This window comes from Neorhizobium lilium (genome assembly GCF_004053875.1).
Taxonomy (GTDB): Bacteria; Pseudomonadota; Alphaproteobacteria; order Rhizobiales; family Rhizobiaceae; genus Neorhizobium; species Neorhizobium lilii.
Genome location: NZ_SBIP01000001.1, coordinates 674,844 through 687,797, shown reverse-complemented (window position 1 = coordinate 687,797; position 12,954 = coordinate 674,844). Strand labels below are relative to the sequence as shown.

Here is a 12,954-nt window from a genome sequence, read left to right as displayed (position 1 = left end):
TCTCAACCTTCTGCTCTTCGTCAATAGGCCAGCCCGTAGCCTATGGGGTAGAGCGGATGAAGCGAGTCGTGCGGGACATCCGACTTCTGCGTCAGCACCTCGGCCATAGAGGAGGGAAGCTCGAATGGCAGCTTACCCTGCGCCTTTTGTTTACCTTCGATCGCATCAAAGAGCGCTTCGTCACTTGCACCGAAATTGCCAAGGATGGCGCCGGCTTGATCTTGAATGCCCGTGAGGATCGCGGGGCGGGCCAGATAGACGGTGGCGATGGTTGGAACCTCTTTGGCCGCATTTTTGAAGGCTTCGAAATCGGCGTTGCCATCCTTGAAATCGAGATCACCTTCTTGATGTCGAGAGCCGAAAAAATAGTTCATATGCGGTTGCTGATAGGGCGCATTCAGGCGCACCAGCCCAAAGTCGGCCTCGTGAGCGGTAGCAACGACTGAATAACCGCGGGCGGACGCCACCTTCGAATCGACGCCATAGAGGAATACCTTCTTTCCGGCCTCAACGGGCAGAAGCTTGGCCTTATTGTCGAGCAATACCATGGCACGGGCCTGAGAGGCGGTTGCCTCGGCCGCGAAGGTCGGATTGCCGACGATCGTGCGTGCTTTCTGTGCATCGACATAGGGGTTTTCAAAAAGGCCTTGTTCGAATTTCTGGACCAGAATTCGGGTTGCCGATTGATTGAGGCGCTCCTCGCTGATTTTCTTATCCTTCACAGCTTCAACCAGAAGATCCGATGAAGTCACGCCGCCGAACTGGTCGACGCCGGCATTGACGGCTTTAGCAAAGCGGTCGACGCGGCTTAGATCTTCGACGCCCCACGGCATCCCGAAGGTCTCCTCGTTCAGGCTTGGCTTCACACCCGAATTTTCGCCGTCGAGGCAGGCGCCCTTGCAGTCGTTGCTGATCAACCAATCGCTAAGAACGACGCCCTCGAATTTGTAAGATCCGCGCAGGAGGTCTGTCAGAAGCTGCTTGTTGTAGCCCGCGCCCACCGGTTCAAGCGGTTTCCCGTCGACGCTAACGCCGTTGAGGATCGAATAGGTGGGCATGACGCCGCCGACCTTGGCCTTGAAGGCGCCCTCGAAGGGGATCAGGTGCTCGGCGAAATCATTGCCGGGGAAGACGGCATGCCGGCCATAGGCATTGTGGCTGTCATAGCCGTCTTTAGCCGCGCCGTAACCGACCCAGTGTTTTGCGACAGCGATGACGCTGTCGCGGTTGATACCGTCCTCGCCATTCTGGAAGCCCGCCACATATGCTTCCGCCATGGTCTTGGCGACTTGCGGATCCTCACCGAAGGTGCCGTTGATGCGCGGCCAGCGCGGCTCGCTTGCAAGGTCGATCTGGGGAGATAAGGCCTCCTGAATACCCACGGCTCGATATTCCTGGCGGGCAATGTCGCCAAATCTCCGCATCAGTGCCGCATCGCCGATGGCCGCAAACCCGAGTGTCTCAGGCCACTTGGAAAAACTGCCGGCGGAAACACTGGCACCCAGAACAAACTGAAAGTGATTGCGCGGGTCGGTGCTGATGGTTGCCGGAATGCCAAGGCGGCCAGCTTCGGCAATTTCCTGCAGCTTGTTATTCTGTTCGGCTAGAACAGTTGGATCACCACCAAGCCGGGTGATGAAGGTAACGACCTTGCGCTGGTCGATCATCTCGCTGGCGCGATCGAGGTCGTACTCGGAGCCGACACCCATGCCGGCGCCGGCGCCAATGGATGGTGCCGTGCCATGCATCATCAGACCGGCCTTTTCCTCAAGCGTCAGGCGGTTGACGAGATCGCCGGCGCGCTCGACCGCCGGCAGACGCCAGTCCTCATAACGGTCGAGCTTGCCGTTGCGATTGAGGTCTTTGAATGAAAGCCCGTCGGATACCATAGTCTTGGCCGCACGGGTCGAAATCGGCGGCTGTTCTGCGGCCTGGGTAGCAAAGGCCACGAATGAACCAACGGCGATAATAGCGATAAATTGTTTCATTCTGTCTGCCTTTCGAATATTCTTGTCATGCCGCTATTAGAATGAGCTCAACTTGGCGTGCCGAAATCTGTAACAGTTTGTTGCCTGTGACGGGTGTCGAGGATGACAGCTGCGCTGAAGGGATTTTTATTGTAGAGCGTTTTCAGAGGCCAGCAAAGAACGAAACGACATTGGAACAGTCGCGAAATGGCCTGTGACGGCGCCGACTGGCGTGGCCTTTTCAGTCTGGCCAGCGCCGGAATATGGCGCTGGCGTTGACGCCGCCAAAGCCGAAGCCGTTGGATATTGCGTATTCCGCTTTGATCCGGCGCGCTTCGTTTGCCACAAAATCTATACCGTCAGCTTCCGGATCTGGAGCATTCAGGTTGAGGGTCGGGGGTGCCATCTGGCTTCTGAGCGCCATGATCGTGAAGATTGCCTCCAGCCCTCCGGCTGCACCCAGCAGATGGCCTGTTGCTGATTTCGTCCCACTGACAGCGATGGCATTGTCGGAGCCGAACACGCTTTTGATGGCTCTGATTTCGCCGAGATCGCCGACCGGTGTCGAGGTGGCGTGCGCGTTCAGATGGCCGATGTCGCACGGCCTTATTCCAGCCTGCGCGATGGCGATCTCCATGGCCCTGTGCGCACCGTTTCCGTCCTCAGGTCCGGAGGTGATATGGTGCGCATCGGCCGTCGTGCCATATCCGACCAGTTCGGCCAGTGGCGTGGCGCCGCGGGCAAGGGCATGGCTCAAGGCTTCGATGACCAGAATGCCGGCGCCTTCGCCCATGACAAAACCGTCGCGTGACATATCGAAAGGACGAGATGCGCGAACGGGGGCTTCGTTGAAGGCGGTCGACAACGATCTCGCAGCGGCAAAACCGCCGAGACTGATGATGTTCATGCAGGCTTCCGTCCCGCCGCAGAGCGCAATGTCGGCTTCATTCGCCCGGATCATTCTGGCGGCATCGCCGATCGCCTGAACACCGGCCGCGCAAGCCGTCACAGGTGCTCCGATGGGACCTTTGAAGCCGAAACGGATGGATGCTTGTCCAGCTGCGAGGTTGACGAGAAACGAGGGAATGGTAAAGGGCGAGAGACGGCGGACACCGCGTTGATCGACGGTGCGGACCGCCTCTGTTATCGCGGGAAACCCGCCGACACCGGACGCGATGATCGTCGCGGTCCGTAGCTTGTCTTCATTCGAGGTTGGCTTCCAGTTTGCTTGAGCGAGCGCCTCTTCGGCCGCCGCCAATGCGAAGATGATAAAGCGGTCGACCTTGCGTTGGTCCTTCGGAGCCAGGACTGTATCCGGGTCGAATCCTCCTTCGGGATCTTCAGCGATGGAGGGGACCACGCCGCCGATCTTGGACGGAAGATCTGCGACGACATCATCCCCCAGTCGCCGAATTCCGCTCTGACCCGCAAGAAGGCGCGACCAGGAGATACCGGCATTCGCTCCAAGAGGGCTGACAGCTCCCATTCCTGTTACAACGATCCGACGCATGAGTTTTCCGCCTTTTGTTTCTTTGAATTTTGGCATGCTTCCAGACTGCCGGCCGTCGAAGCGGCCAGTATGAGGGCTCAAAACATACAGTTTTCGTTGGCGCTAAAGGGCGCTATTGCGCCTCATCCGGTCCTAAAGGTCACTTTGACCCATGATTGGATGAGAGAATCGAATTCGCTCTCGATCATCGGGGCGACCTTCAATTCGTCAGGCATCACTTTCAGCGTGTGCAATGCGCCTGACTTCGCCAGCGGCCGTATCCAAGATGTTCTGCGACAAGTTCTCATCCTCGATGAGGCGTGATATCGTGACAGCACCGACCATAATCGACAAAATCGCCATCGCTTTGCCGCTCGGGTTTGACCTGTTGGTCTCGCGCATCAGCTCGTCCAGAACCTCGAAATGGGCCTTGATTCCATCCTCGAATGGTCGGCGAACCTCTTTACTTTGGCGTGCGGCGTCCGCTCCCAAGGCCACCAGAGGGCAACCGTCAGCCTTCTCGCCACGATGGGCGGTCGACAGGTAGAACTCGATGACCGCTTCAAGTGGATCCGAGCGCTCAGCCGCAGCGGTCGACCATCTGCGCGTGGCGTCTTCCATAGCTCGCCGCGAGGCCAGTGCAGCAAGGTTGTCCTTGGACGCGAACTGCTTGTAGAACCCACCTTGGGTAAGGCCAGCTCCCTTCATCAGGTCCTTCAACCCGATACCGTCAAACCCATGCTCGCGAAACAGACGGCTGGCGACGTTGATGACCGTTTCTCGATTTTCCTCGGCCTGTGCCCGGCTCACTCTCATGTCATTCTCCGATTAGATTTTACATGACATCTATAAATCAGATAGAGTTGAACCACAATCTAATTCGTTCGAACCTCTCGTGCAAGGAGCGTTGAGACAATCCCTCACCTTTACTTCCGGCAGGATTGTTACGACCTGAAAAAATTCAGCGCACGGTTTTTCCCCGACATATGAGCGTTATCTAATAATAGCCTAAATAAGGGGTCGGCCCTATTACCTTCGCTCACATTGCGACGCCAGTTATATGACCATTAAAATCTAAATCTTAGATGTTGAGTGAAATCCCAGTGCCAACGACCAAACACGGCTAAAATAATCTATTAATCCCATAGTTTTGAAACAGAAAAAACTTCAGCTTGCTTTCTCAACGAGAGAGACTTGTCTTCCAGAATTGGAGGCAAAGAAATGAAGCTACTCGAAACTTTGCAACTTGGTCGCGTCGAACTGAAAAATCGTATTGTCATGGCCCCCCTAGGCCGGGCCCGCGCAGACGCCCAACGAGCGCCTACTGAACTGGTTGCAACCCATTATGCGCAGCGTTCCTCGGCAGGTCTGATTATCAGTGAGGCTTGCCACATTTCGCCCTCCAGTGCGACCCGGACTTTCTCGACCGCTAATCATACGGAACGTCAAAAGCATGCCTGGAAAAAGGTAGTCGACAGCGTGCACGCCTCTGGTGGCGTGATTTTCCAGCAACTCACGCACGTCGGACGTAAGGCATTGCTGTCCGGCTTGCCAAAGGGCGAGCGCCCGGTTGCTCCTTCGGCTATCGCTGCCTTCGGCGGCATTATGAAAGAGAACGGCCTTGAAGAATTCCCGGTGCCCCGTGAACTCGAACTGCACGAGATCGCCCCGATTGTCGAAGATTTTCGCCACTCTGCAAGCCTGAGCCGCGATGCCGGGTTTGACGGCGTGGAAATTCTTGCCGCCAATGGTTTCCTGATCGATCAGTTTCTCCGGGATGTCACCAATCGGCGAACTGACGAATACGGTGGACCTGTCGAAAACAGAGCGCGTTTCCTGTTGGAAGCGGTGGACGCTGTAATCTCCGAGATCGGCGCAGATCGGGTTGGCGTTCGGTTGTCGCCTTACTTCCGCGCCGACAAGATCGATGATTCCGACCCCGTCGGGACATTTTCTTATGTCGTCAAAGAATTGAACCGTCGTGGCATTGCCTACATCCACATCCTCGAAAGCAGGAATTACGATGAAACCGGTGATATTCCGCTTCATCAGAGGCTTGTTTCGAAATCGACGGGCGGCGCAGGGCCGCGTCCCGGCCAGCCATTCCTGGCACCAATCATGCGGAAACTGTTTGACGGCGTTTTGATACTCAACAGCGGGTACGACCGCGAAACCGCGGAAGAGGCGGTCGCAACCGGCTACGCCGACGCTGTTTCTTTCGGAAGGCTTTACATTTCGAACCCCGATTTGCCGGAGCGGTTCCGCGTCGGTGCGTCGCTGAACGAGCCAGATATCTCCACTTATTACACCAACGGCCCGGAGGGTTACATCGACTACCCGTTTCTGGATCGGGAAGCCGCTGTCGCTACGCACGCCTAAATCGCAGTCATGCACCGAAACCTATCCAGCAATCAGAAGTGACCTATGAACACGCACAATCGATCTTCCGCAATCCTGACGGAAGCTCTGCTTCGGAGTCTTACCGACGAGTTTGCCGCGACTGCTGCCAGGCACGATGCCGACGCAAGTTTTCCGTTCGAAAATTTCAAACGGTTGACGGAACACAAGCTGATCGCACTCACCGTCCCCACGACTCTCGGGGGGCTAGGCGGGGGGCTGGTAGATTCAGCTCGGCTCGTGTCCGCCGTCGGGGCTGGAGAGGCGTCGACCGGACTTCTCATTGCGATGAATTGCATGATGCACTACCTGCTTGGAAGGAACCCTTCCCCGGCATACGAAGAAATTGCCAATGCCGCACTCAAGGGAACCGGCGTTCTGAATGCCTTGCAGGCGGAACCTGATCTCGGCTCGGCCGTGCGCGGCGGACTCCCGGGAACCGTCGTCAGCCAGCAACCAGATGGCAGCTTCAGACTGAATGGCCGGAAAGCCTACGCAACCGGTAGCCCGATTGTCGGATGGTGGTTGACGCTGATCAGGACAGACGAAGATCACCCACGGATCGGCACAGTTCTCGTGCCGGCAAATTCGCCTGGCCTGGAGATCGTTCCAACGTGGAACCACGCCGGTCTTCGCGCAACCGCCAGCCACGAGATCCGTTTTAACGACGTGCATCTGCCAGAAAGCGCATCGACGGGCCTGTTGCCGGCGGGTTCTCCGGAGTTAATATCGCGCCGGGCGGTCATCGATGTATGGTCATGCATCCTCACCGCATCGCTCTATGACGGGATAGCCAAAGCTGGCAGGGATTGGCTGCTCGGCTTCCTGCGCGAGCGCACGCCGTCCAACCTCGGCGCTCCCTTGGCAACCGTGCCCCGTCTTCAGGGCGTCGTCGGCGAAATCGAGGCTTTGCTCCTCATAAACCGCGTCCTGATCGACAATGCGGTTCGTGCTGCCGATGCAGCACCCGTACACGATCCGGTTCATGCGCAAATGGTGAAACATATCGTCACGAACAACGCCGTAAAGGCCTTGGAACTCGCATTGAGTATCTCGGGAAATCACGGCCTCGATCGCGCCAATCCGCTCGAGCGACATTATCGTGACGCGCTTTGCGGGCGGGTACATGCTCCCCAGTCGGACACCATCCTCGTGAACGCTGGCAAGGCTTCACTTTTTGCATAACCATCCCGGAGAGAACATGAGTAACCCTCGAACCTCTATTCTGAAACTTCGCAGGCGTACTTTTCTGGCAGGTGCAGCCGCAAGTCTGGTGTTGGCGGGGCGCAGCTTCGCAGACGCGCCGGTACGGGGAGGAACCGTTGTAGCACTCGCACATCCGGGCGAGCCGAACGTTCTGACCTCGGCAGTGGTCCAGACCGGACAGGTGCAATCGGTATCGTCGAAGATTTTCGACGGGCTTATTACATTTGGTGACAACTTCGAAATCAAACCGGAACTGGCGACAAAATGGACGACGAGTGAAGACGGCAAGGAGCTTCGTTTCGATTTGAGGCCTGGCGTTCGCTGGCACGACGGTACGCCGTTTACGTCCGCTGATGTGAAATTCACGTTCGAAAGCGTCTGGATGAAAATTCACCCGCGTGCGCGTGCGACCTTCGCAGCCGTGGACGTGGTGGAAACCCCCGATCCACTCACCGTCGTCTTCAAACTCAGGAATCCATCGGGTGTCATTCTCGGGGCCTTGAATGGGCTCGAATCGACGATACTGCCGAAACATCTGTACGAAAACACCGACATTCAAACCAATCCATACAATATCAAGCCGGTTGGAACCGGTCCTTTTCGCTTCAAGGAATGGGTGCGCGGCGATCGAATTGTCCTTGAACGCAATCCCGACTATTGGGATGCCGGAAAGCCTTATCTGGATCAGGTGATCTATCGCGTCATCCCCGATGCCACCGCACGCTACGCAGCCTTCGAGTCTGGCGCGGTCCAGTATGGAACTCTTACGCCCATCTCCTTGAGTGATTTGGGTCTGGCTCAAAAAAGCGATACATTGGACGTCGATTTCCACGGCTATGAGTGGCTAGCCTCTGCCATCGTCGCTGATTTCAACGTCCGCAGGCCGCCGTTCAATGATGTGAGAGTGCGTCGCGCCGTGGCGCACGCCATCGATCTCAAGGCATTCGTGAGGGTCACGACCAGAGGTTTGGCCAAACCCGGTACGTCGCCGGTTTTGTCGACCCAGACAAAATTCTACGCTGGCGAGGGACTTCCCGAATACACGTTCGATCGCGCCGTTGCCGACCAGCTTCTGGATGAGGCCGGATATCCGAAGAAGCCGGACGGCACCCGATTCGCGACCACGATCGACTGGTTGCCATTTGGCGAAACGTTCCAGCGATTCGCCGAATTTGCGCGTCAGGCTTTCAAGGCAGTTGGTATCGAAGCGACGATCCGCAATCAGGATCTGCCGCAATTCTTCCGCCGCGTGTACTCCGAGAACGACTTCGATTTCACGATCTCGCATCGCGCAGGCCTCGGCGATCCTCAAATTGGGATCGACCGCGTGATCTGGTCAAAGGCGATCCTCAAGGATATTCCATGGTCCAACGGTTCTGGTTACAGCTCTCCGGAAATGGACAAGCTGATCGAAGCCGCTCACGTGGCGCCGAATGAAGACAAGCGTGTCGAGCTTTACAAGCAGATCCAGGTTCTGGCGCAAAGGGATATCCCGACCTTTACACTCGCGGAAAACAAGCAGTTCACAGTGTCGTCGAAGAAGCTCCGTGGGCTTGGGACAGGTTCGATCAGCGTTTACGATTCTCTCAAGGATGCGTGGCTGGAAGCATGACGGAAACCACGTCTATTCCAGGCGGAAGTCCTGGCGTCCAAGGAAGGCGGTTACGATATGTGGGCGCGCGAATAGCGCAGATGGTGCCCACCCTCTTCCTTTTGCTTCTTGCGGCATTTACCCTGCTGCATCTCGCTCCGGGTGATGCGGCACAGGTTCTTGCGGGAGAGTCTGGTGGCGGTGACACCACTTATCTGGCCAATTTGCGATCCCGGTTCGGGTTGGATCAGCCCATCTACGTCCAGTTCATGCTTTACGCCCGCAACGTCCTGTCCGGCGACCTCGGGTTTTCGTTTCGCAATAATATGAACGTCGTTGACTTGATCGGTGCCCGGCTGCTGCCGACCTTGTTGCTGACCGGTTCGGCGATGGCGGTCGCTGTGGCTTTTGGCATGACAGCCGGTGCGTTGGCTGCTGCGCATGCGGGAAAATGGCAGGATCGTCTCATCAGCGGTATCGCCCTCCTGATTTACGCCACGCCCGGCTTTCTGCTTGGGATCGGACTGATGATCCTGTTCGGTGTCACACTTCCATGGCTGCCGATTGGCGGCTTTGTCGCCTCTCAAGGCATTGATAGCGGGTTTGAGTATGCGCTGAGCGTGGCAAAGCATCTCGTGCTGCCGGTGGTCACGCTTGGCGCGCTTTATGCTGCAATCTACACACGGTTCACGCGCGGGGCGATGCTGGAAATCTATGTCCAAGATCATGTGCGGACTGCCAGGGCGAAGGGGCTTGCCGCCTCGCGGATCATTCTGCGACACGTCATGCGAAATGCGTCGCTACCGCTGATCACCGTTATCGGGCTTCAGGCAGGTTCATTGCTCAGCGGCGCTATTCTGGTCGAGACGGTGTTCGCCTGGCCGGGCCTTGGAAGACTTGCCTTCGAAGCCGTGCAGCAGCGCGACTACAATTTGCTGGCCGGACTTGTTCTGACCACCGGGACATTGGTCGTGTTGATCAATCTCTGCGTCGATTTGCTTTATGCCGTGCTGGATCCGAGGGTAACGTTAAGATGACGACAGATTCCGAGCGAGATGAACTTCCCACGGACATCTCGATCCGCGTCCCCAACATCGTCTTGCGTATTTTTCGATCCTGGCGAAAATTTCCGCTGTCGCTCCATATCGGCCTGCTCATTCTCCTGTTTCAGCTGGCAGTGGCTCTTCTGGCAAATACCCTTTATCCGCAAGATCCTTTCGAACTCGTCGGGATGCCGTTTATGGCCCCTGGAGAAGACCCGCTATTTCCTCTGGGCACCGACATTCTCGGCAGGGACATTGCGGCGGGTGTCGTTCACGGAAGCAGGGTCTCGCTGCTCGTGGGTTTTGCCGCGACCCTGATCGCGACCATTGTCGGTACGACCATCGGCCTCGTGTCGGGATATTTCGGCGGCTGGGTCGATCATGCTTTGATGCGATTGACAGAGCTTTTTCAGGTCATTCCGCACTTCCTGTTCGCCATCATCCTCGTCTCAATCATGGGTGCCGACCTGTCGAACATCATCCTTGCAATTGGTCTTACAAGCTGGTCCATGGTCGCGCGTCTTGCGCGGGCGGAAACCCTCGCCCTTCGTGAGCTTGATTTCGTCAAGATTTCCGTTGTCATGGGCGGTGGACATCTGCGAGCCATTCTCACCCATGTCCTGCCCAACGCCTTACCCCCGGTTATCGTGTCGGCCTCCATTCTCACAGCGCTGGCTGTGTTGACCGAGGCAGGCCTTGCCTTTTTCGGAATGAGCGACAGCAATCATGTGAGCTGGGGGAGCATGATCGGGGCGTCCCGTGACGCTCTGTTGACGGCACCCTACATGACATTGATCCCGGGCGCGGCGATTGTCGTCGCCGTCATGGGGTTCAGTCTCATTGGCGACGGGCTTGGGCAAATACTGCGCCGGGGACATCGCATATGACCATTGAACCTGTCTTGCGCGTTCGCAATCTTGCAATTGCCGTGCCGGGAGATCGGCATCCTGTCGATGCCGTTTGCGGTGTTGACCTCGACGTCGCCAAAGGTGAAACGCTGGCGATCGTGGGAGAATCCGGTTGCGGCAAATCTCTTACCGCCCTTGCTTTGGCAGGGCTTCTGCCCGATGGCGTGCGAATTTCCGGCGGAACAGTCGAAATCCTCGGACATGACGTAGCGGGAAAATCGGAGCATGCCTGGCGCGCATTGAGAGGCGACCGGATCTCGATGATTTTTCAGGATCCGATGTCAGCCCTCAATCCGGTTCTTACAATAGGCGACCAGATTGTCGAGGCCATCCGCGCGCATCGGCCAATCGGCAAAAGAGAAGTATTTTCCGAAGGTGTAGAGCTTCTGCACAGGGTAAAATTGCAGACGCCACATGAATATATGGCGGCTTACCCCCATCAGTTGTCGGGCGGCATGAGGCAGCGCGTGTTGATCGCCATGGCTATCGCCAATCGGCCCGATATTCTGATCGCGGATGAACCGACCACTGCGCTCGACGCGACCGTCCAGGCAGACATTCTATCCCTTCTCGATGAACTCAAGCGTGAGACGGGAATGGCCCTGGTCCTGATCACGCATGACCTGTCGCTCGTCTCGCGATGGGCCGACCGGATCATGGTGATGTATGCCGGCAAAGCCGTCGAAGCACGGAAGGCAAAGTCTTTGCTCGGAGAAGCGTCGCATCCATATACCCGTGCACTGCTTGCCGCCCGGCCGCAAAGACGGCCCGATACAGGTCAGAGACCGCGGCTGGCGGAAATAAGGGGACGGGTCCCGTCTCCACAGGAAAAGGGTGACGGTTGCAGCTTTGCCAATCGTTGCGACTTTGTCATGTCGCGCTGTCGGGCGATTTCCCCGCAAGCCGTCCACGTTTCCGATGGCAGGGTCTGGTGCCATGCCGTGGATGAGCAGCAAGCACGTCATTCGGGAGCGCTGGCATGATATCGACTGATGAAGCGGGAGCGCCATTGCTGAGCGTGCGTGGGCTCACGGTGACGTTCGAAAGCCGGGGCAGACGTGTCGACGCGGTCAGGGACATGTCATTCGATCTCCAAGCAGGCGAAGTATTCGCCGTCGTGGGAGAATCGGGATCGGGAAAGTCGACGCTTGCCCGCAGCGTCGTCGGCATGATCGCTCCAAAAGCCGGGACGATCGAACTGAACGGAGAAAGTCTCGCTCCTTCCGCACAGGGAAGATCCGTGGAACAGCGACGTAAGATCGGAATGGTGTTTCAGGACAGCAGTTCGGCCTTCGATCCGCGCTTCACCGTGGAGCAAATACTGAAGGAGCCGATCAATCTGCTGGCGCGAGGGGCTGCAAACCTCTCGATCAAGGAGTTACTGGATCTCGTCAGCCTGCCTTCGGACGTGCTGGGCCGTCGCGCACGTGATCTATCCGGCGGCCAAAGGCAACGGGTCGGCATCGCCAGGGCTTTGGCGGGTTCACCAAGTTTGCTCATATGCGATGAAGCCGTATCCGCCCTTGATGTATCCGTACAGGCGCAGATTTTGAATCTCCTCGGAGATCTGCAGGCCGAACGTGGACTTTCGCTTCTGTTCATTACCCATGATCTGTCCGTTGTAGAGTATCTCGCCGACCACATTGCGGTCATGTATCGAGGTGATCTTGTGGAAAGCGGCAAGGCTGCGGATGTTCTCGATCGCCCCGCACATGAATACACCCGACAACTCTTGTCCGCTGCAATATGACGTCGATGCAAACCGGCTGCGCGCAACAGAGCGGTATATTCGCGGCCTACTACGGCAATCTCGATCAGGAGAATCAGATGACACACGATGGCGATCACACTCACTCTCATGACCACAGCGCTTCCGATGAACCGCGCTGGAAGCACGACGGCATAAGGGTCATCAAGGGCGATCAACTCGATCCGAACACGGCACAGACTCCGGGAATGTTCAGGCAAGCGGCTGTCAACCACGCCCGCGTCGGTGCGCAGAAAATCTGGGCTGGTACTGTAGCGATCGAGCCGGATGCGAAGACTGGGGTTCATCATCACGGCGCTCTGGAAAGCGTTATTTTCGTCATCCGGGGCAAGGCGCGAATGCGATGGGGCGATCGGCTCGAATTTGTTGCAGACGCCGGTCCCGGCGATTTTATATTCGTCCCTCCATATGTACCGCACCAGGAAATCAATGCAGATCCGGACAACGTTCTCGAATGTGTGCTGGTTCGGTCCGATAACGAGGCCGTGGTCGTGAATATTACGGACATAGAACCGGTAGAGAAGCCGGAAAATGTGTATTGGACAGATCCGATCCATAGAAACAGCTAAGATAGCTTGCCTCGAT

The 12,954-nt window shown here is 57.1% G+C and carries 11 protein-coding genes; 8 read left to right on the top strand and 3 right to left on the bottom strand.

Annotated elements, in window-relative coordinates; genetic code table 11:
* Positions 1–20: 20 nt before the first annotated feature.
* From EPK99_RS03105 to EPK99_RS03095, 3 genes are all read right to left on the bottom strand, one after another.
* A complete protein-coding gene (locus EPK99_RS03105) occupies positions 21–1,988 on the bottom strand; it encodes a glycoside hydrolase family 3 protein (protein ID WP_128441141.1) in 1,968 nt (655 codons plus the stop codon).
* A gap of 220 nt (positions 1,989–2,208) precedes the next feature.
* Positions 2,209–3,477: a beta-ketoacyl-ACP synthase II gene (gene fabF / locus EPK99_RS03100; RefSeq protein ID WP_128441140.1), complete on the bottom strand. Its 1,269-nt coding sequence runs from the start codon at positions 3,475–3,477 to the stop codon at positions 2,209–2,211.
* Between the two features lie 207 nt (positions 3,478–3,684).
* The gene (locus EPK99_RS03095) at positions 3,685–4,272 is read right to left on the bottom strand and encodes a TetR/AcrR family transcriptional regulator (protein WP_128441139.1); all 588 of its coding nucleotides are present in this window, start codon (positions 4,270–4,272) and stop codon (positions 3,685–3,687) included.
* Between the two features lie 405 nt (positions 4,273–4,677).
* On the opposite strand from EPK99_RS03095, the gene EPK99_RS03090 reads away from it, so the two are divergent.
* The 8 genes from EPK99_RS03090 to EPK99_RS03055 all read left to right on the top strand — a co-directional run bounded on the left by EPK99_RS03090 (position 4,678) and on the right by EPK99_RS03055 (position 12,938).
* Positions 4,678–5,835, top strand: coding sequence for an alkene reductase (locus EPK99_RS03090; protein WP_128441138.1), 1,158 nt, complete (start codon positions 4,678–4,680; stop codon positions 5,833–5,835).
* Between the two features lie 45 nt (positions 5,836–5,880).
* Complete coding sequence (locus EPK99_RS03085; RefSeq protein WP_128441137.1) at positions 5,881–7,038, top strand: acyl-CoA dehydrogenase family protein; 1,158 nt, start codon at positions 5,881–5,883, stop codon at positions 7,036–7,038.
* 16 nt (positions 7,039–7,054) lie between these two features.
* The gene (locus tag EPK99_RS03080) at positions 7,055–8,671 is read left to right on the top strand and encodes an ABC transporter substrate-binding protein (protein WP_128441136.1); all 1,617 of its coding nucleotides are present in this window, start codon (positions 7,055–7,057) and stop codon (positions 8,669–8,671) included.
* Positions 8,668–9,687: an ABC transporter permease gene (locus EPK99_RS03075; RefSeq protein WP_128441135.1), complete on the top strand. Its 1,020-nt coding sequence runs from the start codon at positions 8,668–8,670 to the stop codon at positions 9,685–9,687. The genes EPK99_RS03080 and EPK99_RS03075 overlap by 4 nt, the downstream gene beginning before the upstream one ends.
* The gene (locus EPK99_RS03070; RefSeq protein ID WP_128441134.1) at positions 9,684–10,580 is read left to right on the top strand and encodes an ABC transporter permease; all 897 of its coding nucleotides are present in this window, start codon (positions 9,684–9,686) and stop codon (positions 10,578–10,580) included. Before EPK99_RS03075 ends, EPK99_RS03070 begins: the two co-directional genes overlap by 4 nt.
* Complete coding sequence (locus EPK99_RS03065) at positions 10,577–11,584, top strand: ABC transporter ATP-binding protein (protein ID WP_128441133.1); 1,008 nt, start codon at positions 10,577–10,579, stop codon at positions 11,582–11,584. The genes EPK99_RS03070 and EPK99_RS03065 overlap by 4 nt, the downstream gene beginning before the upstream one ends.
* Positions 11,581–12,351: an ABC transporter ATP-binding protein gene (locus EPK99_RS03060; protein WP_128441132.1), complete on the top strand. Its 771-nt coding sequence runs from the start codon at positions 11,581–11,583 to the stop codon at positions 12,349–12,351. The genes EPK99_RS03065 and EPK99_RS03060 overlap by 4 nt, the downstream gene beginning before the upstream one ends.
* A gap of 77 nt (positions 12,352–12,428) precedes the next feature.
* Positions 12,429–12,938, top strand: a complete 510-nt coding sequence (locus EPK99_RS03055) for a cupin domain-containing protein (protein ID WP_128441131.1) — start codon at positions 12,429–12,431, stop codon at positions 12,936–12,938.
* Positions 12,939–12,954: the final 16 nt, after the last annotated feature.

Coding starts and splice junctions, on each gene's coding strand:
- EPK99_RS03095 (WP_128441139.1), bottom strand. CDS start 4,272: ATGAGAGTGAGCCGGGCACAGGCCGAGGAAAATCGAGAAACGGTCATC.
- EPK99_RS03065 (WP_128441133.1), top strand. CDS start 10,577: ATGACCATTGAACCTGTCTTGCGCGTTCGCAATCTTGCAATTGCCGTG.
- EPK99_RS03090 (WP_128441138.1), top strand. CDS start 4,678: ATGAAGCTACTCGAAACTTTGCAACTTGGTCGCGTCGAACTGAAAAAT.
- EPK99_RS03105 (WP_128441141.1), bottom strand. CDS start 1,988: ATGAAACAATTTATCGCTATTATCGCCGTTGGTTCATTCGTGGCCTTT.
- EPK99_RS03075 (WP_128441135.1), top strand. CDS start 8,668: ATGACGGAAACCACGTCTATTCCAGGCGGAAGTCCTGGCGTCCAAGGA.
- EPK99_RS03085 (WP_128441137.1), top strand. CDS start 5,881: ATGAACACGCACAATCGATCTTCCGCAATCCTGACGGAAGCTCTGCTT.
- fabF (WP_128441140.1), bottom strand. CDS start 3,477: ATGCGTCGGATCGTTGTAACAGGAATGGGAGCTGTCAGCCCTCTTGGA.
- EPK99_RS03070 (WP_128441134.1), top strand. CDS start 9,684: ATGACGACAGATTCCGAGCGAGATGAACTTCCCACGGACATCTCGATC.
- EPK99_RS03080 (WP_128441136.1), top strand. CDS start 7,055: ATGAGTAACCCTCGAACCTCTATTCTGAAACTTCGCAGGCGTACTTTT.
- EPK99_RS03055 (WP_128441131.1), top strand. CDS start 12,429: ATGACACACGATGGCGATCACACTCACTCTCATGACCACAGCGCTTCC.
- EPK99_RS03060 (WP_128441132.1), top strand. CDS start 11,581: ATGATATCGACTGATGAAGCGGGAGCGCCATTGCTGAGCGTGCGTGGG.